This window comes from Bacillus sp. MMSF_3328, from assembly GCF_030733525.1.
Taxonomy (GTDB): domain Bacteria; phylum Bacillota; class Bacilli; order Bacillales; family Cytobacillaceae; genus Bacillus_AB; species Bacillus_AB infantis.
In genome coordinates this window covers 90,410-111,113 of the sequence record NZ_JASHIV010000010.1, presented here as the reverse complement: position 1 = coordinate 111,113, position 20,704 = coordinate 90,410, and the positions used below count along the sequence as shown (strand labels likewise).

Genomic DNA, 20,704 nt, shown 5'->3' with positions numbered 1-20,704 from the left:
TTTTGCGGAGATTTTGCTGGAGGATTTACTATTTACTTGGCAATGGTGGGTCGGTATCGGACTCTTTATAATCCCATGGATACTTTGGTTTTTACTAAGAAAAAGGGAAAGCACTGGACGTTTGCTTTTAGGCGGATTATTGACGATCATTTTGTCACTAACAATCGACCTCGCTGCTTTATCAACCGGGCTTTGGTCTTATCCGATGGTCATCATCCCATTAGCTCCTTTTTTATTTTTACCCTATCACTTTTCTTTAGCACCTGTAGGTATTATGTTTACATTGCAGATTAAGCCAAATATGAACTCGTTTCTAAAAGGTGTAATTTTTTCTGCGCTTGCTGCATTTGGAGGGATGAATCTTTTCAATGCCATTGACTTCTATAACCCCAAAAATTGGTCAACTTTGTATGACTTTTTTATTTTTCTTTTTCTTTATTATGCCGCACACAGCATTATAAAACTGGATAGCTTTGATAAGATAAAAGAAAAAGAATGAGTTATTAGCTAAAACTGTTTCTTATCACTTCTTATTCCTTACTATAAGAATATTTAAAGTCCTCAAAATAAAAATTGATTGTAAGCTTTTTCTGACTGGGTCAGTCCTTCCTTGAATGACATATATCTTTCACCTCAAAATGTTAGTTCTAATATTTTTCAACACTTTATGTAATTTATGTATGGTTAGCACGCAGGTTAGTAAAGAATGCGCCCGGCAACTATAGATATGACCAGGTTAAATTTTAGGATTTTTAAAAACATCTCGTTGACTTCCTTTACCTCAAGTGATAAACTCGACTTAATTAAAGATATTAAGAGTCTTTAATATCTTTTTTGTTCAAGGAGGTTATTATGAAATATTCAAACGCGACAAACTATGCTCTTCATACGATGGTCCATCTAATGCTGGAGCCTGGGGAGGGCACAGTGGGAGTACAGGAATTAGCAGAAATGCAGCACCTTTCCCCGACGTACCTTTCTAAGGTTTTAACCAAACTTGCGAAAGCGGGCTTGATCGAATCAACTCCTGGTGCAAAGGGAGGCTATAAAATTTCCAGAAAAAAACATGAAATATCCTTTTTGGATGTCATCCACGCGATTGAAGGGGAGACTAGCTTATTCGATTGCTCCATTCACCATGAAGGCTGCTTGATTGAGAACGTCATGAGACAGGCAGAGGAAAATATGAAAAGTGAACTGGCATCAAAGCTTCTAATCGATATCGCTAAAGAGGCAGAATCACAACGGAAATAAGAAAATATCTAAATTCATTGAGGGAGTGAACAAAATGGTATTAGACTGCGCGGTGATTGGCGGAGGCCCGGCTGGGTTGAATGCTGCTTTAGTGCTCGGAAGATCAAGACGTAAAACGATCCTTTTTGATGACAACAAACCGAGAAATGCGGTAACTTCTAAGTCCCATGGGTTTATCACAAGGGATGGTATACATCCGCAGGAATTCAAAAAGATTGCTCAAGGAGAATTAAGCAAGTACCCGAACGTGAGGCTTGAACGGCAGCGGGTGCATCGTATAAATAAAGAAAACAATTTGTTTCAAATAGAGACAGAAAACGCGGAAGTATATAGGGCCAAAAAAATTATAATCGCCACAGGCTTTAAGGAAAATCTTCCAGATATTCCAAAGGCGAAAGAGTTCTATGGCAAGAGCCTGTTCGGCTGTCCTTACTGTGATGGCTGGGAATTAAGAGATCGGCCGCTGGCAGTGATCGCTGAAGAGCAGCAGGCGGCGTTTCATATGGCTAAAGTTGTGTCTAACTGGACGAATGATTTAATTATTTTTACGAACGGCAGGAAAGTCCTTTCGCTCGAAGAAAAAGCATTACTCAAAAATAATGGCATCGGTATTAACGAAAAGAAGATTTCCTCACTCATTGGAAAAGAGGGCCTGCTGGAAAAAATCCAGCTTGAAGATGGAACTTCAGTGCTTCGTGAAGGAGGGTTTATTGCCTCGGAATGGAAACAGGCTGCTTCTTTTGATTCACTCGGCTACACACTGAATGAGCAGGGAGGGATTACAACTGACAGTTGGCAGCGCACGAACACAGAAGGGCTGTATGCCTGCGGGGATACGCGAATTGCCGGTGCTTCCCAGTTAATCATTGCGGCAGCGGAAGGCAGTATGGCTGCCATTGCTGTGAATGCAGCTCTTATAGAAGAGAGATACAGCCAGGAAAAATAGAAGTCAAAAATAGGAGGATTTATATGTTCCATCACTCGCATGGCAAGCACGAGAAAGGAAAAGTATCATATTTGGAAAGCCCCGAGCGGAGAAAGGTATTATCTCCCGAACAATTACTGAACATGATTCCTTTAAAGGAAAATGATAGCATGCTGGATTTTGGCGCCGGTACCGGTTATTTTTCCATCCCTGCAGCGAAAAGGATTAAGGGCAGCGTATATGCGCTGGATATCGACGCGGCTATGCTGGAAATCATAAGTGAGAAAGCTTTGGAGGAAAAGGTGACAAATATTGTCCCGGTACTGGGGAGTATGGAGGCACTTCCTTTAAAAGACAGTTCTATTGATATCATTATCGCTTCTCTGGTCCTGCATGAAATTGAGCCGCTTGCACCGCTATTGCAGCAAATGAAAAATGTACTGAAAAAAGAAGGTTATCTAATATGTCTGGAACTTGAACCAAAGAAAAGTTCTGGGAAAGCGCCGAGAATTTCCATGGAAGGAATGGAGCGTGAAATGATAGAAGCAGGATTTAAAGTAACTGAGAAATCCTTTCCAGCAGCATCTCTATACATGCTAATGGCACAGAAAACGGAATAACCAGATATTTTTTTATCTAATTAAGGATATTAAGTGTCTTTAAAGTATTTAATTTAAAAAGTTATGTGGTCTTTCCTTAAATAGAGGGGAGACCCTTTTTCTTATGTCACAAACACGGCAAGTCAGTATGTCATATACATCAAACCTGGGAGAGAAGTTATGGAAGACCGACCCAAAACAGCAAGCCTTAAAATAAGCGGAGATTTTCCGGTTAGGCTGCTGAATATGGCACGAGTGGGTGTAAATAAGCGGAGAAATTCCGGTTAAGAGGAGCGAAGTCACCTATTTTCCTGTTATTTGAGTCGATAGCCGGAATTTCTCCGTCTATTTTGGCTATTTTTAGAGTTCTTTTGAAAATAGGGGGAGTTTCTCCTCTTATTTTTTCAGCCTGTCACTGATTCCCTTATTCAGGTACAAGAGGACCGTTCTCTACTTACCGCCTATACGAGACGTTAATTTTTGACAGCATGATCCCTGATATCCCTCTAAATCAAGGAATATCCTTATTGACGGACTATTTTCTATTTTGATTCATTTTATCCCTGCCGGCTCTTATGTGTATAATAGTAGATTGGAAATGTACATGTATTCATGAATGAAAAATCGATGATTGATTGTGAATGAATAAGAGAGAAAGGAGTACATATACATGAGCGGAAATGCAGTACTTGAAAAACAGAAAAATAATATCCTGGACGGATTGAAAGATTTGAAGAAAAGCCAGGATATCAAACAATTCAAGAAGCATTGGAGTGAACTCAGCGTTCCTTTTACACTGAATAAAGGGCTGAGCAGTTTCACGAAGGGTGAACTTGATCAAATAAGAAGAAATCTGTCCATAAAAAATGCGAGCAGCCTGAAAAAGGCTGAGCTGATTATCCTGCTCGAGGAGAAAATTGCTGAAAGCCTTGAAAGCATTCCTCTTAGCTGGGACAGCGAAAGATTTCAACTGCTGCTGGATATTGCCGAAAGAGGCGGAATGATGCCAGCTCCAGATCTTGAGGCGCAGCAGATTGAATACTTCCGCGGAACCGGCCTTATTTACAGCGGCGTTATTAAAGGTGAGCCGGTACTTGCTTTGCCACATGAATTGGTTGAAAAAGTAACGGAATTAAAAAACCATATACATATCAGATCTGCCGTCAGCAAAAACACAGAATGGATCAGGCTTACAGGCGGGCTTCTGTATTATTACGGAACACTGTCAGCTCTACAGCTTAAAGAGTTCCTCGAAAAATACTTAAAACATCCTATACAGTTCAAAGATTATAAGAGCATTATTGACGAAGCCAACTCCTATCGCACAGAATTCCAGAGCAGCAAAGATGGCTATTCTAATAAAAGGGTGTTTGATGCTAAACGAGTGATCCAGGAGCATCAGGCAAGGAAGAGCCTATCATACTATCCTTTTACCAAACAGCAGCTGCTGGCCGCTGGTGAGCCTGCTTTTGTGGAAAGAAATAAAAGCTATATGCAGCTCGTCCAATTCCTGGCGCAGCACTTCGAAATCTCGAAGGAAGATGCAGACCAGGTCGCCGAAGAGTGTGTTTTTGCTACAAGGGTAGGCGATACACCTGAAGATCTGATGAAATACTTAACAAGCATGTTTAAGTTCGACAGTGTTGAGAAACTGCAGGCACTGATGGACATAGTGGTGGAACTGATGAACAGCACAAGGGAATGGTTCCTCAAAGGCTATACCTCCCTGGAGCTTAGCAGCATGGAGAAAAAGCAGTTAAAGCCGCTGCCGGCTGCCGATAAAGACACTAATGCCGACGCAAAAGTGGGCAGAAATGACCCCTGTCCTTGCGGAAGCGGGAAAAAGTACAAAAAATGCTGCGGCAGATCAATATAACTCTATCAACATAAATGAAGAGGCTGCCCTGGACTGATTTTTTCACAGCAGGGGCTGCCTCTTTTTTTCATAACGAAAAATCAGCAGAGCTTCCCTGAAAGGTCCTGATGCCAGTCGGGCTGGCGGATATCAATCTGTTTTAGCTCTTGTGAATTCAGGTCCAGCTCGTTTAAATGGATAGCATATAGATTACTGTTGAAATCTGTGTAAAAATAATAGCTTCTGTTCGTATGGTCTCGTATCACACTCCATTGGGTCCAGCTGTAGATGCCGGGATATTCTCTCAGGTAAACAGTCCCTGCTGGTACTGATAAAGTCTGTAAGATTTGCCTGGCTTCTCCAATACTCTGCTGGATATTCCTTGGATAAAACCTCGTTTTGCTGAAGAATTCTGCCCGGACAAAACGGGATTGCGGGGTAGGGTCACCCGGGATTCCAAGCTGGCCGCTTCCGCCCAGTTCGACGCCGCAGAGAGAATTCTGCTTATCCGTCAGACTCAGTTGCTCATATAAACTTAAATTGGCAAGATGCCACTCATACGGAGGGTCATTCGTCAAAACGCCCAGACTTGTTGTATAGGTTTTCATTTTTCCATCAATAAATTCGACAACTAAATGGCTGCCTGAAGCGTCACTGATGATATAGTGAAGGTTTCTTGATACATCAGGGACTGCTCTTGTGATGCTTAGCTGTGACAGTCCGATTTCAGCTTCTTCTACTGTTCTGAAGCTGCTTAGTACATAGGAAACCAGATTGTTATTATAAAGCAGCTGTTTGCCGGGTTCCGGCTCTGGATATTCACTGCAAAATAGCGATAAACCTGAAGCTGAAAGGCCAGCCTCATTTATTCCATCATAAAATATGACTATCCGGCCATCGGCAGGCTGATAGCTCACCCCGACAAAAGCAAGCTCGTTTTCCCATTTTATTTCTTCAGGCCTTTCTATCGCAGGAAAAGATTGGCCTCTGGGGACAAAGGTTACCTTTGTGGGATACCGTTCAGCCCAATCCCAGGTCCTGCCTGAAATCAGAGGGCAATTTTTTCCTGACCGTGGAAATGATATATTCGTGCACATGCTATCTCTCCTAAATCAATGTCTTATGAATATGTTATTCGCTCTTTTAAAAACTGCTTGTACCAATTCAGCAGGCAAAAGGCGGAAATGTTCACATTTCATTGGCCAATTTAGTTCTTTCACTGCAAAAACTTCATTCATCCCTCACATTTGCCCTTTATAGTATTTTTCGAGCAGCAGATTAAGAGATTTTCAAGATGAAAGGAATACAGCTTCTATGGAGAAAAAAATGAAACCGGAGGGCTCCCTCTATAAAACGGTTTGGCGATGGCATTTTTATGCCGGCATTATTTTTGCACCGTTCCTGATCATTCTGGCAGTGACAGGATCGGTCTACCTGTTCAAGCCGCAGATTGAACAGGTGATCTACAAGGAATATTATGAAGTCCAGCCGCAGGGGGATCGCATTCTTCCTTCAGAACAGCTTGAAGAAGTTAAGAGGCTGTATCCTGATGCTTTTATATCGAAATACCGGCCTGGAGAGGGAGACCCCCGTTCCAGTGAAGTAAGCATCATGAATGGGGAAGAGTCACTTACCGTATTTATTGATCCTTATACAGGAAAGTCATTGGGAACATTGAACAATGAGGACCGGATCATGGATAAAATTGAGGAAATCCATGGAGAATTGATGGCAGGAACCCTTGGCGACCGGGTTGTCGAATTGGCTGCCTGCTGGGCGGTTGTCCTGATTGTTACGGGCCTATATTTATGGTTTCCGAGGAAAACAAAAGGGCTGGCAGGCGTGCTGCTACCCCGTTTGAATAAGGGAAAAAGAGTTTTCAGAAGAGATCTGCACGCTGTGCCTGCATTTTGGGTGACAGCAGGAATGCTTTTCTTAATCATGACCGGCCTGCCCTGGTCAGGCTTCTGGGGAGTGAACTTCCAGAACTGGGCCACGAACACAGGGGAAGGATACCCGCCTTCCGTCTGGACCGGGAGTGCTCCTGAATCGGAAATATTGACAAAAGACATTGCAGAAGTACCTTGGGCAGCCGAGAACCTCGAGGTCCCAAAATCGGAAGTGGAAGGCTTTATCCCGCTTTCCATCAATGATGCAGTCACGATTGCCCAGTATGAAGGCATCGATCCGGGCTATACAATCATTTTCCCTTCAACGAAGGAAGGCGTTTTTACACTCTCTGCATTTCCGGCAAAGGCCCAGGATGAAGCCACCATCCATCTGGATCAGTATTCTGGTGCAGTGCTTGCCGATTACCGTTATGACAATTACGGCTTTATCGGGAAGCTGGTAGCCTGGGGGATCACCCTCCATAAAGGCACCCAGTTTGGACTGATCAATCAGCTGATGAGCCTGTTCATTTGTCTTGGCATCATTCTTGTCGCCGCTAGCGGACTGTATCTCTGGCTGAAGCGGAAGCCGAAAAAAGGGATGGGCGCCCCTGCAGGTCCTTCAGCATTAAAAATGAAGATGTTCCTGCTTATATTGATTGCACTGGGGATCATTTTTCCGCTTGTCGGCCTGTCGCTCATTGCGGTCTGGCTTGTGGACTGGCTCATCATCAGGCGGATTCCAGCTGTCAAAAAATTCATGAATGCATAAGGGAGTCTTATTGTGAAAAGAGTTTTATTTTTAATCGTAATGGGAGTGCTGCTTGGCGGCTGCTCCCTTGATGATAATGCGGAGGAATTATATAAAATAGAGCAGCCGCTTCAGGCAGAAATCATGCTCCCTGACTCATTTGCTGCAGGTGAAGATGTGCCAATCCGGGCAGTGCTTACACAGAACGGAGAAAAAGTGGCAGGTGCAGATTATGTCCATTTTGAAATCTGGAAGCGGGACGGCAGCGTTCATTTTCCAATGGAAGAAGCTGCTGATGAAGGAGAAGGTGTTTATCAGCTTACCAAAAAGTTTGAACAGGATGGCGTCTATATAATTAAAGTGCATGCCAGCAGCGCCGGCTCGCTCATCATGCCGCAAAAGCAATTTGTTGTCGGGGAGCTTACCGAAGCCGAGCTGGAGGAGCTGATGAAGGAAGGAGAGGCGCCTTCCGGCAGTCATGAGGGACATCATTAAGGTGTAAAATAGCAGGATCCATTGACAAATCCAATGGGTCTTTTTCCTATTCTGCCACATTTTTGAAGGTTATTAGATGGTATGATATTTGAAGATAAATAGCGTGAAAGGTGGGTTAAGGGTGAGTGAAGTATGGGAAAAACTGCTGACATTTGTTCCGCCGGGCATAATCAATAGGTTGGCGGAAAATGAGGAACAGATTTATGATCTTCTGGATTCAGCTACTTCAGAAATAATTGGGAGCTATTCACTGGGTGAAAACGGCAAGCTTATCCATTTTGAAATAGAGGGGGAACCTCGTGCAGGGAATCTTTCCAAAGAAGAGATTGCAGATATTGCAGAAGGGTTCATTGGAGCCATTTATCAGGATCAGAAGGAGTTTGAGCTTTCTGCAGTCCTCGATCTGGGAAATCCTTATTGGGCTGTTTATGAAAAAAGAGATGAAAAGTACGGGTTATTTTTACATAGTACAGGATTTACTGTTTCCGTTTCGACTGCCGGCCAGGTGATGCGTTTTCACTGCAGCGGGGAGGAGTATGAAGTCAAGTACTCAGAAGAAGCAGTTTCCGAGAAAGAGGCATTGGAGAAATATCTCCAGGGAGTAAAATTTGAGCTTTGTATTGCGCATTTTGACAAAGAGATTTTCAAGAATGGGGATCATCTATACCATCTTGCCTATGAGATTATTGAGCCGTTCACGGAGCTCCCGATTGATGGATCTGATTATAATCCCATCTGGGCGGAGCCTGCTGCTGATATGGCGATCTCTAGTGTTGAGCACAGTAATGAAACCATTTATGGTTTGTTCGGGATTAACCAGGATTACAAGCTCATGGAAACAAGGGAGAATGAAGGCAAGAAGGTCGAGGTTTGGACTAAGGAAGATGCCGGGTCGTATTCTTTTGAAATGGAAGAGGCAGATCACCATGTTCTGAAGCTATCCTTTGAACAAATGTCTGGTATGCTTCTGAGTGCTGTAAGCGGGGAGCTGCATGCCGGCGGCGGGGAAGAGATCGGGCAGGAAGCTGCCAGGAAAAAGGCAGTTGAGCTTATGTTCAAGCTGTATCCTGATGCCCATGAAAGATTCCGGCTGGAGGTTAACATAGACGAGGAAGAGGATCAGCCGGAGAACCTTGAAGAAGAGAGAGAAGAAACAGACCTGGATGGCCGGGATAAGGATTTTATTGAACAGGAGCCTGCCTACACCTTTTATTTTCACCTGTATTACAAGGGAATTAGGGCGGGGCAGCATGCGACGGTAATTGAAGTCGGGAAGTTTTCCGGGAAAGTCACTCATTTTCATCTTGATAGTCTGCCTGATGAGCTATATAGGCATTTGCCGGCCGAACCTGCCATCAGCCTTCAGGAAGCAAAAGATATATACCGAGAATTTGTCAAGATGGAAAAGATGTTCACGAGGGATTATGATGAAACCGGGAAATCTGTCTATTCCCTCTCTTACACGCCTTCATTCCCAGAAACAGTGGGCCATATCCGTTCAATAGATGCTGTTACAGGGAAAGCAATGTATGTGGATGTCGGTGATGCATTGTTTCTGGATTAAGGGAAGGTTTTCATTTCTCCGCCATCAAAAAACAAACCTGTTAAAGCCATATAAGGTCTCTTGGAGAAAAAGTCAGGCGTCATCATCAATGTAGCCTCAGCAGGCGGCCTGTGGGAAATTGCAGCCTATACTGCATGCAGTCATTGGCATCACAAAAAATACAGGCATTATGTATGCGAATGAAGGCATCCGCTGCAATGCGGTTGCACCGGGCAGCGTTGAAACCAATATCAGCAGCTCCATGACCAATGTCAGTCCGTTCGGAATGAGCCGGATTTATCCCGGATTGGCTGTCAATCCGCGTGTAGGCAAGCCTGATGAAATGGCTCAAATTGCTCTGTTCCTGACATGGGAAGATTCCAGCTTTGTGAATAGGACTGTCAATACTGGTGATGCCGGGTGGACGGCATTTTAAGGAAGAGGTCTTTGGAGGAAGAATTTCTTCCTTCCGGAGGCCAATTTTTATTTCAGTGAAAAAGTCCTCCTTCTTATTCTCAAGTAATTTATCTTTGACCAAAAAAGCCTCAAAAAAAGGAGTTTTCCCAACTTTTTAATGACACCTTTCATAAAATTAGTAAAATCCTAATATTTTTTTGTTTCTCTTTTTTTAGAAACCGATTCTTTCTACTATAAAACTGCAGGTATTCTTTCCATTGTCCTATCATTGATTTCCCAATTCAATAATGAGAGGAAACTGGAAGAAATAGAAGAATATCTCCTTTGTATTAAAATTCAAGGAGGTATATCTATGAAAAAACAGTTGAAGGTCTTATCATTATCATTGCTCAGCACCCTTGTAATCAGCTCTAGTGCTTATGCCGGTTCCGGGGAGCACCATCATGAGCATCCGACAGACGCCTTACAATACATGGGCGATTCCTTGCCGAAAGCAGCGGATTTCAAGGATCTTGAAGATGAAGCCGTTGTTGAAAGAGATACTTCAGTCAGCATCCTCAATGAAAAGGGGACTGTGACTGGTATTATGAAGTCTAACAAAAATACACAGAACGGAAAGGCCTCACCTCAGGATACGGGAGCCAGGAAAGTGACGGTCCTTGCGGTGGCAGATGAAGAATACCGGAGCGCCTATAGCGATTGGCAGACCCGGATCCAAAATATTATAGAAACCGCGGATAATGCTTTTAATAGGGACCACGGCGTTGATTTTGTTGTCCAGGCGGTCGCAAGCTGGAGCTCGCAGGGATCAAACAGCTCGCAGATCCTCAGCGACCTTCAAAGGGACTGGGATGGAAGAGGCTATGATTTCGTTGCCGGTTTTACTAGAGATGCTGCATTTGATGCGGGTGGAATCGCCTATGTGTACCAGGCAGCTCCATCTGGCAGCGCGATCAGTGTGAACCTGGACCAAGGGACAGCCAATACTGCCAAAGCGGCACAGCATGAATTCTCCCATAATTTTGGCCTCGGGCATGATGCACAGGGAAGCGGGATACGCTGCATCATGAACTACGACTATTCTTATTCCGTCGACTACTGGCACTCCCAGCATAATTCACAGATTGCAGCGAATAAATATTGGTACGGGAATTAGCAGACTTGCTCCTCCAATTAGGGGGAGCTTTTATTTTTCGGGAGAATGAATTGGATCCTTCCTGAAAGGAAAAAGAGCATTAGTGGCGGGGATTGACGGGGTTCAGAAAAGAGTTGCATTAAATTATTTTAAAATAGTTTTAAAGATGCGTTTTATACTGATTATATTTTTTATTTCCAAATATATCCTTGTTTTTATTTGGCTGTTCACTCTAAAAAACCTTGTTCCAATGACGATATTAAGGTTAAGAAATTATCCTTAATATAATGTATTTGGAGGAAACTAGTGAAAATTAAAACGCGGTTAATCACAACTATTTCAATCCTGGTAGGGTCAATTATCCTGCTTGGCAGTTTTTCAATCTATGTAATTAACGCACAGGTAAAAAGAACTGACCTGCTTCAGGATAAAATGGATTTTCAAAAAGATATCATAAAAATCCAATACCGCCTCGCCGGGATTTCAAACGATGAAAGAGCTTTGATTATGACGGGCGATAAGCAGTATGCAGTGAGTATGAATGAGAAGGCTGAGGATGTCCAGTCCCTGATCAGGCAGGCAGAGGGCAAAGCGCTTGAAAAAAAGAATCTTGAGCAGGTCGAGAAAATGGAGTCCAGCTTCAACCTGTTTTGGGATATCAATCAAAAAGTCATTGGGCTTTATGAGACTGATCCGGAGGCAGCCAGGGACCTTCATTTCGGAGAAGAACGCATGCTCAGAAAGGATGTGCTCGACCCGGCTGTGAATGAACTTGTTTCTGTGCTGAATAAAGAACTTGAACAGATTAATAAAATTAAAGAAGAAAATTCTGAGGGAAGTAAGGATATCCTTATCTTCCTGGCAGTTGCAGCATCGGTGGCAGGCGGCATTTTAAGCTTCATGCTGCTCCGGTCCATACTCATTCCATTAGGGGCACTCAACAGGCAATTAAATAATATTGCATCAGGAGATGCCGACTTAACACAATCGGTGGATGTAAAGGGCAAGAATGAATTCGGCCAGCTTGCCCACTCTTTTAATGCTTTTGTAGGTTCGCTTAGAGGGATGATTACCCACATAGGCTCGTCCTCTGAACAAGTGGCTGCTGCATCTGAAGAGCTCTCTGCAAGTGCGGAGCAGTCAAAAGCGGCGTCAGGGCATATAGCAGAAACAATGCAGACTATATCCACTCATAACCATAGACAAACGGAAATGACTGCCAGCAGCCTAAAATCTGTAGCAGATTCCCTTGGCGGCCTGAAAACTGTAGCTGCCAATACAGATAAAGCAGCAGAGGTTTCATCAGAAGTAAGGGAGCAGGCGGAGGATGGGGCTTCTTCCGTCAAAGAAATGCTATCGCAAATGAACTCCATCAGCCAGTCAGTCGATCGGGCTGGGGAAGGGGTATCTTCACTGGTTTCTAGCGCCGGGGAGATACAAAAGATTTCCTCGCTGATTGCTGATATCTCGGGGCAGACGAACCTTTTAGCCCTTAATGCAGCGATTGAAGCGGCAAGGGCTGGCGAGCAAGGAAAAGGTTTTGCGGTCGTTGCCGAAGAAGTCAGAAAGCTGGCAGATGAGACCAATGCTTCGGCCGAGCAGATCCATAAGCTGGTGGCAAAGATTCAAGCCGAGTCAAGCGGGACGGTTCGGGATATCCGTCTGGTAAAAGAAAATGTCTCTGCAGGCATCAGCCTCTCGGAAGAAACAGTCTCTAATTTTAATAGGATTCTTGCGCAGATTGAGCAGGTAACCTCTCAAATTCAAGAGGCGGCTGCAGCCACCAGGTATTTGACGGACGAGTTTGAAGGAGTCCACGATACAATTGAAGGAATAGCGGCAGGCTCCCAAGAGACGCTTGAAAGCTCTGAAAACGCAGCAGCTGCAAGCCAGCAGCAGCTTGCTTATTCAGAAGACGCATCAAATGCAACACAATCCCTTGCCCGATTGGCAGAGGAATTGCAGGAAATGATTTCACGATTTAAAGCATAATAAAAGGGGGGAGCAGACTTTATCGTTTGCTCTCCCCTTTTTTCACTTTTCCGGGAAGCTCCTAATTGCTTTTTTCAGCCTCGCAATCCCTTCTTCTATCCTATCAGGCGTCAAGCTCCCATACCCCAGCACAATCTTATTCTTATGGTTTCCTTTGATGATGCTGTACTGCTCTACCGGATTCACACGAACAGAATGACTGAAGATCCATTCCAGCAGTTCCCCTTCAAAAACAGTGGAAGGGAATTCAGCAACCAGATGCATACCAGCAGCATGCCCCCAGATACGGCAGTCAGGAAAGTGTTCTTTCAAGCTGTCCACCAAAGCCTGCCTCCGCTGCCTGTAAATTCTTTTCATCTTCCTTATATGCTTGTCAAAGTGGCCGTCTTTTAAAAAACGCGCAAGGATCAGTTGCTCTATACCTGAGTGATGGCGGTCGGAATACCATTTAAGCTTCTTAAAATCCGCCCGTAAATCAGCGGGCAGGACAGCATAGCCGATCCTGAGTCCAGGCGAAAGGATCTTGCTGAAGGTCCCGACATAAATGACCCTCTCAGGATCTAGTCCCTGAATGCTGTGGACCTGAGAACCTTCATAAGTGAACTCGCTGTCATAATCATCTTCAACTATATAAGTGCTATGTTTCCTCGCATACTCGATCAGCTGGATCCTTCTTTGGATGGTCAATGTACTGCCCAGCGGAAATTGATGTGATGGAAGTGTAAAAATAAAGCCTGGAGGCTCATCCTCAGGAAGATGTTCGGGCTTAAGGCCTTTTTCGTCTACAGGGATAGGGTCCAAAACGGCTCCATGATAGGTGAAAATATTCCTCATTTCATCCGTAACAGGATCTTCAACGGCTATCGATTGCTTATTTTTGACCAGCAGTCCGGTTATAAGCGAGAGCCCTTGTGTTGCACCGCTTGTAATGACAATATTGTCTGCCGTACAGTTCACGCCGCGTGTATGAAACAGGTATCTGGACAATTCTTCCCTAAGCTCCTGCAGACCTGAAGAATCAAGATAGCCAAATGCCTGTTCATCAGCATCTAAGCATACATCCTTTGCCAGCTTGCCCCATACTTTTCTGGGGAAATGATCCATGGCCGGTGTAGAAGCTTTGAAGTCTATCATATTCTCTAAGGCATCGTTCACTTTCTCCTTTTCTTTCCGCCGATGGGCCATTTCTGGCCGGAGAAAGGCTGCACCAGCAGCTATGTATGTCCCTGACTTTGGCCGAACCTCCAAGTATCCTTCTGATGCCAGCTGGTCATAGACTTCCAGAGTAATATTTCGGGAGACCTGCAAAGAGGCTGAAAGCTCGCGTGTTGACGGAACCTTTTCGCCTTCCTGCAATTCCCCATTTAAAATATATGATCTCAGCTTCTCATAAATTTGCTGAGTCAACGACTTTGGGCCTTCCCGAACAATTTGAAACCACATAATCTTCTCTCCAATCTGTCAACTGGTACTATAAAAGTCATCTAATTGTGGCTCTATTTTCATCCAGTATATCATGATATCTTTACAGTACCATAAGGAGGATGATCGAAATGAAAACAATTGGATTAATCGGGGGAATGAGCTGGGAATCGACAAGCGTGTATTATTCATATATCAACCGCCTTGTCCAGGAAAAACTGGGCGGGATCCATTCAGCCCGCTGCCTGCTTTACTCTTTTGATTTTGAAGAAATTGCTGCCCTGCAAAGAAGCGGGAACTGGGAAAAGGCAACTGAAAAAATGATTGAAGCAGCAAGGTTCCTTGAAACGGGAGGTGCAGACTGCATCGTTATTTGCACCAATACTATGCATCTGATGGCAGAAGATCTTCAAAAAGCCTGCAGGATTCCCGTCATACATATTGTAGAATGCGTGGTTGAGGAGATTAAAAAGCAAGGCATAGAGGCAGTTGGCCTGCTCGGCACCAAATTCACAATGGAGCAGACTTTTTATAAAAAAATCCTTGAGGAACATGGCATTGAGGTTCTCGTTCCAGAGGAAGGTGACCGGGAACGGGTTCATGAGGTGATTTTTGAGGAATTATGCAGGGGTAAATTCAAGGAAGACTCAAAGGCTGCTTATCTCGATATCATTCATCGTCTGGAAAAGAAAGGCGCCCAGGGAATCATACTCGGATGCACGGAGATTCCCCTGTTGATCAGCCAGGAAGACTGCCGGCTGCCTTTATTCGACACAACCTTTATACATGCTTCAAAGGCAGTAAGATTTGCACTGAGTCACTCTGATAGATAGTAAGAGAGCAGTCGGTGCATGATGGCATACAAAAGAAGCTGTTCATGTATAGAAAGGGTCCAATCAATGTACGACTGCAATCAAGAGAAGCTACTCATGTATAGAAAGAAGCCCAATCAATGCATGACCGCCATCAAAAGAAGCCACTCATGTATAGAAAGAGAGCCAATTGATGCATGACTATCACTAAAAAAGCATCCCATGTATTAAGAGCATTATTCCCATAAAAAATTTTACATCTGCAGCTGCTTCAACTCATAAAAGCTCCCTTGCTGATGCATCAGCTCCTCATAGGTGCCAAATTCTATACATCGGCCATCCTGGATGACGGCGATTTTGTCAGCGTTTCGGATGGTAGAGAATCGGTGAGCCACGATAAAAGTAGTGCGGCCTCTGGTCAAGGTGTCCAATGCCTCCTGGATTTTTTTCTCGGAATGGCTGTCAAGGGCAGAGGTTGCTTCATCCAGAATGATGACCTCAGGATTCCGGATCAGTGCTCTGGCGATGGAGATCCTTTGCCGCTGTCCGCCCGAGAGCTTATCCCCATGCTCGCCTATCCGGGTGTCCAATCCGTCCGGGAGTTTTTTTACTACCTCCCACAGATTTGCGGCTATCAGTACTCTTTTCAGCTCATCTTCTGTGACAGACAGCTTGCCGTAAGTCACATTTTGCCTGATGGTCCCTGAAAAAAGAATCGTTGATTGCGGGACAACCGCGAGATGATTGCGGAACGACCTTAGATCAATCTCTGCCATATCATGACCGTCCAGAAGGATTTTTCCTTCGCTCGGCTGAATAAAGCCAATCAGCAGATTGAGAATCGTTGATTTGCCGGAGCCGGATTCGCCTACAAAGGCAATGGTTTCACCCGGTTTGACTTCAATCGTGATGTCCTGCAAGGTATTTTCATAGGCGCCTGGGTACCTGTAGCTCACAGACTGAATGGAAAAGCTGCCGTGCACCTTCTTTAGCTTTGGTTTATTTTCATAGTTTTCAACCTCTCCTGCAGTCAATATTTCGCCGATGGATTTGACTGACTCAAGCCCCTTAGCAATCGTCGGGATCAAGGTAATCATGCCGGAAACCGAGTTCACCACTGTTGTAAAATAGGTCTGGTACATAACGACCTCTCCTGGTGTGATAGAGCCGCGATAGGCAAGGATGCCGGTGAACACCAGGCAGATGATCTGGAAAATCTGAAAGCTAGCCCAGCTGACTGAACCGAATAAGGATTGGATGATATCCAGGTGAAAGCCTTTTAAAAGAATCTGCTGAAAGCGGTGGTTAAGGCGATTGACCTCCTGCTTCTCCAAGGCATGCGCCCTTGCAATCGGGACAAGCTCAATCATTTCAATGACCCGGGCAGAGGTTTCTTCCATTTCCTGCCTGAATTCTGAATTCGAGTGTTTTATTTTTTTCCTGAAAATAACAATGATAAGTGCGGAAATTGGAACAGTAAGGATAAAAAACAGGAAGACAACAGGGCTGTTGTAGAGCGTGATGGCAAGAGCTACGATTAGATTGATAAATATATTCAGCAGGCTCACAAAAACCTGGGAGGAAAGAGTTTGGACCGCTTCAACGTCCCGCATGATTTTCGACTGCAGCCGGCCTGACTGCATTTCCTTCTGGTAGGGGATGGAGAGTTCCTGCAGTTTTTTGATGAGCGAAGCCCGCAGGCCGGATTCAACGCTGCGGATCGCATAGCTGTGCAGCTTTGTATGATAATAGTTTGATAGGATATTCTGCAGCACAAGGACGATCATCACGATGGCATTGATATAGATGGTGCGGATGCCGTTTCCCCCGTGATTGGTTGCTGCATTGATGACATTGGCAATGGCGATGGGCATGACCCAGGCAGGGATATGCTTGATTGTGAATAGGACGGCAGAATAAAACAGCTTTATCGCATGGCCTTTATACAGACCAATCAGCACTTTCAGTGAATTCTGCTGATTTTGTTTATAAATATTTTGTATAAATGAGTCCTCCAAAGCATTCCTCTCCTTGATGCCCCATGAAAGCTGCTAATTCAGCAGGTCTTTTAGCGGCAGATCGCTTTTTTTAATCTCTTCAGCAATTAAATGCGCTACTGCCTCGGCGCCTTTTTCATTGAAATGGGTATTATCTTCAAGGCCATCTGGATAATTTGGGGATTCACCCGGAGCCAGATGCATGAAATATAAGGCTGACTCGTCCTGTCCCATGCTGTTAAAAAAGTTTCGTGTAGCTTTGTGAATGTCCAGGAGCGGAACCTGATTTTTTTCGGCAAACTGCTTCATGGCTTCAGGGAAATCCCCGACTGAAAGCTCATCAATGGTATTGGTTCCGTCAAACTTTCTTCTTGTGACAGGGGTGAAGAGCACAGGATGAGCTTGATTTCTTCTGGCAGTTTCCACATACTCCAAAAGGTATTCCTGATAGTCCCCATAGGGGCGGGTTCCGCGCTCAGGATCCTCTGTTTTCTGGTCGTTATGTCCAAACTGGATGATCAGGTAATCGCCAGGCATAATGCTGCTCTCAATAGAAGTCAGGTGGCCCTGTTTGATAAACGATTTTGTGCTTCTGCCATTGATGGCCCGGTTATCTAGCACAGCATGACGATTGAGGTATTGTACAAATGCTTCTCCCCAGCCCGTTTCCGGCCGCTTCTCAGGCAATTTGACAGCGGCAGTTGAGTCGCCGGCGATAAATATGGTGGTTTTTGGGTCCATAATTGTGCACTCTCTTTCAGGTAAATTTATCTGTCCGCCGTTATGTTAACGTTAACATCTTTAAGGGAAGTTGAAAAAGCCACTATATTAATAGATCATATTATGCTATTATCTATTTAATGACGGATAAGTTCGAAATTTCTGTATATTTATGTTAACGCTCACATTATATAAAAAGGGCTATCAGAAAGTCAAACAAATTGAAGCAGGCATCTAATCATTTCGTTTGATTCATTTATAGATTGTTGATAACGCTTTCATTTATGATATGGCGGAAAACAAGGAGTTGAACATTTTGAGGAATGGCAGAGTGTTTTACAAGCTGTTTATCCCATTCTTTTTATTGGGGATAGGTCTAGTGGCAGGCTTCAGCATTTTTATCTATAACTCGACTTACAATTCAGTTGAGGAAAGCTTTCTAAAGGATAAGGAAAGCTACACCAAACAAATTCTGCATAATGTCGAGCAGAAGGTCAGGACCATTGAATATGGCTATACCGCCTACAGCTCTACAGCAAGCTTTAAGGAAGTTTTCACAAGACCGCTTTCAGGCAGGGACTTTGAGGTATACCAGGATATCATCAAAGAAATGAGCTATATAGAGATGATGGGAATTGAGGGCAGCAAATACAGGCTCATCAGCCTGGCGGAAAAATGGGGAATCGTTAATGAATCTTTAAAGAAGCTGACCCCTGAAGAATATAACGCGTATAAGGAACAATACATAAATGAAAATGACCGGAATCTCTTCTGGAAGCCGACGGAAGAAGGCATAGAAATGGTCATGACACTACCATTTTATCAGCGCGAGAAATTTGCCCTGGGAATTGCCAATATCCCGAGAAGGAGCATTGATCAAATTGTCGGGGAACAAGATAATGCGGTTGAAATTTATAACAGCCAGGATAAGCTCTTATATTCCAGTGTGAACAAGGGGAGCAGCCTGACGGAAACAAGCTTTGATGAGGTGAAAGCGGCTGCCGAAGCAGCAGAGGAGAAAGCGGACGTCTTTAAAGCTGACAACGGAAAAACTTATGTTTTCCTTGAGGCAGATTATAACCATTGGCTGTACCTTGTGGAAATCAACGAAAACGAAATCGGAAGCATCATCCACAATACTAGGATGGGGCTGATTCTTGCTTCTGTCATCTTAATCCTTCTTGTCGGCGGAACATCCTACCTTTTGGCAGACTCTTATTCAAGGCCAATCAAAAAAATCCAGGAAAGATTGTCGCAGGGCGGCATCAGCCGTAAGCAAAATGAGCTTTCCTTCCTGGCTGCCTCTGTTGATAGGATCGTCGATCAGAATGAATTGCTCACTGAAAGCTTATCAAAGCAAAAGCCGGAGCTTGAAACGTTATTTGTTCTGAGTCTGTTTAGGAAGCGAATTGCTGAAAAGGATATCCAGCACAGGCTTGAGCAGTTTGACTACCATTTTGGAACAGACAAGGTCTTTTATACCGGCCTTATCCAAATTGACCAAATGGACGGCGAGCAGAATGCAGATAAAGATATCTTTCTGCTGGCAATCAATCATATAGTCCGCGAGATCGTCCCGAAGGAGGAAAGGCTGATCCCGATTGTTCTTAATGATGAGATGCAAGCGATGATCTTTGCCTGTGACAATGAACAGGAAGCCGAAAGGCGAATTATGATGTATTACGAGGAAATCCAGGAAAAAGTAAAGGAAACGCTCAATCTGGTTGTGAGCGTTGGGGTCAGCCCTGTGTATCATTCATTGATCGACAGCAAAAAAGCAGTGGATCTGGCAAAAGAATCGCTACATTACCGTGTAAATGTCGGGCCTGAAAGCATCATATTTTACCACGACATTTCCTCAATGCTGAATGATGCTTCGATTTCCAAATTTCCGATTGAATTGCACAATGAATTGATGAGCGCAATCCGCTCAGGCAGGGAGGAAGAGGTTCGGAATCTGACAGGTTTGCTTATCGATGAAATTTTCAGACTGAACAAAAACCCGATCAGTCTGGGTGTCACTCTAATCAGGGTGATTAATGATCTTGTCCAATTAGGACAGCTGCTTGGAGCAGAGTCGAATATATTCGAAAATATTAAGAAGCTCTACCAGACTGCCATGCATGCCTATTATCCGCAAATAATCAAAGACATGCTTTACCAGCAGCTGATTCAGCCGGTCATCATCAGTACGCAGAGCAATACAGAACAGGGCTTCAAAAACATATCCGATAAAATTGTCTATATTATCCAAAGTGAATTTGATCAGGAAATCTCCCTCGACATCATTGCTGACAGGCTTCATTACAACCCGAATTATTTAAGTAATGTGTTTAAGAAGGAATATGGGGAGAATTTTGTGGATTATTTAATGAATTACCGGCTCCAAATGGCGCAGATGTGGCTGAAGGAAACGGACATGACAATTAAAGAGATAGCCGAGAAGCTGCAATACCGCAACTCACAGAATTTTATCCGTTTCTTCAAAAAGAAAGTGGGCAAGACTCCCGGGGACTATCGAAAAGAATACCGCCAATAATGAAACAATGCAAAAGCTTCTTCCCTGTGAAGAAGCTTTTGTTATACAGCTATGCTTACTAAGCTAACCATTTATCACTGTAGAAAAATTCTGGACAAAAGGATATGCAATCCAATCTGTCTGCCTATAGGAATATAAATCCCCCTTTAATACCAACTGATAGACATAAACAGTTTTCCAGTTTAAAAGTATCATTTTTACGCTATTATTTCTTAAATCATCGATATACCAGCCTTTGTAAGCGTAATCACAAAATGATTATATACGGAATTTTCTTGTTTTTAGTATCCTTAAAGCATTAAGTGCCATTAAGCCAGAAGGGAGCACTCTCCCAAAAAGGCTGCCTGGCAGGTAATCAA

At 43.9% G+C, this 20,704-nt stretch carries 16 protein-coding genes and 1 pseudogene; 13 read left to right on the top strand and 4 right to left on the bottom strand.

Going from position 1 to position 20,704, the window contains the following annotated elements:
- Positions 1–13 precede the first annotated feature (13 nt).
- From RBB45_RS16570 to RBB45_RS16550, 5 genes are all read left to right on the top strand, one after another.
- Positions 14–499: a CBO0543 family protein gene (locus RBB45_RS16570; protein WP_306009975.1), complete on the top strand. Its 486-nt coding sequence runs from the start codon at positions 14–16 to the stop codon at positions 497–499.
- A 353-nt stretch (positions 500–852) separates the two neighbouring features.
- Positions 853–1,254, top strand: a complete 402-nt coding sequence (locus RBB45_RS16565) for an Rrf2 family transcriptional regulator (protein WP_009791002.1) — start codon at positions 853–855, stop codon at positions 1,252–1,254.
- 34 nt (positions 1,255–1,288) lie between these two features.
- A complete protein-coding gene (locus RBB45_RS16560; protein ID WP_224951768.1) occupies positions 1,289–2,200 on the top strand; it encodes an NAD(P)/FAD-dependent oxidoreductase in 912 nt (303 codons plus the stop codon).
- 23 nt (positions 2,201–2,223) lie between these two features.
- Entirely contained in the window at positions 2,224–2,799 is a 576-nt protein-coding gene (locus RBB45_RS16555; RefSeq protein ID WP_306009974.1) for a class I SAM-dependent methyltransferase, read from the top strand.
- 649 nt (positions 2,800–3,448) lie between these two features.
- Complete coding sequence (locus RBB45_RS16550; RefSeq protein WP_094767339.1) at positions 3,449–4,654, top strand: YecA family protein; 1,206 nt, start codon at positions 3,449–3,451, stop codon at positions 4,652–4,654.
- An 80-nt stretch (positions 4,655–4,734) separates the two neighbouring features.
- On the opposite strand, the gene RBB45_RS16545 is transcribed toward RBB45_RS16550, so the two are convergent.
- A complete protein-coding gene (locus RBB45_RS16545) occupies positions 4,735–5,730 on the bottom strand; it encodes a linear amide C-N hydrolase (RefSeq protein WP_224951770.1) in 996 nt (331 codons plus the stop codon).
- Positions 5,731–5,959: 229 nt separating this feature from the next.
- On the opposite strand from RBB45_RS16545, the gene RBB45_RS16540 reads away from it, so the two are divergent.
- The 6 genes and pseudogenes from RBB45_RS16540 (at position 5,960) to RBB45_RS16515 (ending at position 12,855) form a co-directional block, all read left to right on the top strand.
- A complete protein-coding gene (locus RBB45_RS16540) occupies positions 5,960–7,294 on the top strand; it encodes a PepSY-associated TM helix domain-containing protein (RefSeq protein WP_224951771.1) in 1,335 nt (444 codons plus the stop codon).
- Positions 7,295–7,306: 12 nt separating this feature from the next.
- Positions 7,307–7,768, top strand: coding sequence for a FixH family protein (locus RBB45_RS16535; protein WP_306009973.1), 462 nt, complete (start codon positions 7,307–7,309; stop codon positions 7,766–7,768).
- Between the two features lie 121 nt (positions 7,769–7,889).
- The gene (locus tag RBB45_RS16530; protein WP_224951773.1) at positions 7,890–9,332 is read left to right on the top strand and encodes a YcdB/YcdC domain-containing protein; all 1,443 of its coding nucleotides are present in this window, start codon (positions 7,890–7,892) and stop codon (positions 9,330–9,332) included.
- A 60-nt stretch (positions 9,333–9,392) separates the two neighbouring features.
- Positions 9,393–9,747: pseudogene (locus RBB45_RS16525) on the top strand (SDR family oxidoreductase); the annotation flags it as partial.
- Positions 9,748–10,080: 333 nt separating this feature from the next.
- Complete coding sequence (locus tag RBB45_RS16520) at positions 10,081–10,884, top strand: zinc-dependent metalloprotease (RefSeq protein ID WP_022543762.1); 804 nt, start codon at positions 10,081–10,083, stop codon at positions 10,882–10,884.
- Positions 10,885–11,169: 285 nt separating this feature from the next.
- Positions 11,170–12,855: a methyl-accepting chemotaxis protein gene (locus tag RBB45_RS16515; RefSeq protein ID WP_306009972.1), complete on the top strand. Its 1,686-nt coding sequence runs from the start codon at positions 11,170–11,172 to the stop codon at positions 12,853–12,855.
- 42 nt (positions 12,856–12,897) lie between these two features.
- Here the strand turns inward: RBB45_RS16515 and pdxR are convergent, their stop codons facing one another.
- Entirely contained in the window at positions 12,898–14,301 is a 1,404-nt protein-coding gene (pdxR, locus tag RBB45_RS16510; protein ID WP_371931606.1) for a MocR-like pyridoxine biosynthesis transcription factor PdxR, read from the bottom strand.
- 107 nt (positions 14,302–14,408) lie between these two features.
- Here pdxR and RBB45_RS16505 point away from each other — a divergent pair, with 107 nt between their 5' ends.
- On the top strand, positions 14,409–15,110 hold the full coding sequence (locus tag RBB45_RS16505; RefSeq protein WP_224951776.1) for an aspartate/glutamate racemase family protein: 702 nt from the start codon (positions 14,409–14,411) through the stop codon (positions 15,108–15,110).
- 233 nt (positions 15,111–15,343) lie between these two features.
- Here the strand turns inward: RBB45_RS16505 and RBB45_RS16500 are convergent, their stop codons facing one another.
- Together RBB45_RS16500 and RBB45_RS16495 are read right to left on the bottom strand one after the other, a co-directional pair.
- Positions 15,344–17,107: an ABC transporter ATP-binding protein gene (locus tag RBB45_RS16500; protein WP_224951778.1), complete on the bottom strand. Its 1,764-nt coding sequence runs from the start codon at positions 17,105–17,107 to the stop codon at positions 15,344–15,346.
- Between the two features lie 33 nt (positions 17,108–17,140).
- Positions 17,141–17,827 carry a rhamnogalacturonan acetylesterase gene (locus tag RBB45_RS16495; RefSeq protein ID WP_009791017.1) on the bottom strand — a complete coding sequence of 229 codons (687 nt, stop codon included), beginning with the start codon at positions 17,825–17,827 and terminating at the stop codon, positions 17,141–17,143.
- Positions 17,828–18,122: 295 nt separating this feature from the next.
- Here RBB45_RS16495 and RBB45_RS16490 point away from each other — a divergent pair, with 295 nt between their 5' ends.
- On the top strand, positions 18,123–20,345 hold the full coding sequence (locus RBB45_RS16490) for a helix-turn-helix transcriptional regulator (RefSeq protein ID WP_306009970.1): 2,223 nt from the start codon (positions 18,123–18,125) through the stop codon (positions 20,343–20,345).
- The last annotated feature ends 359 nt before the right edge of the window (positions 20,346–20,704 follow it).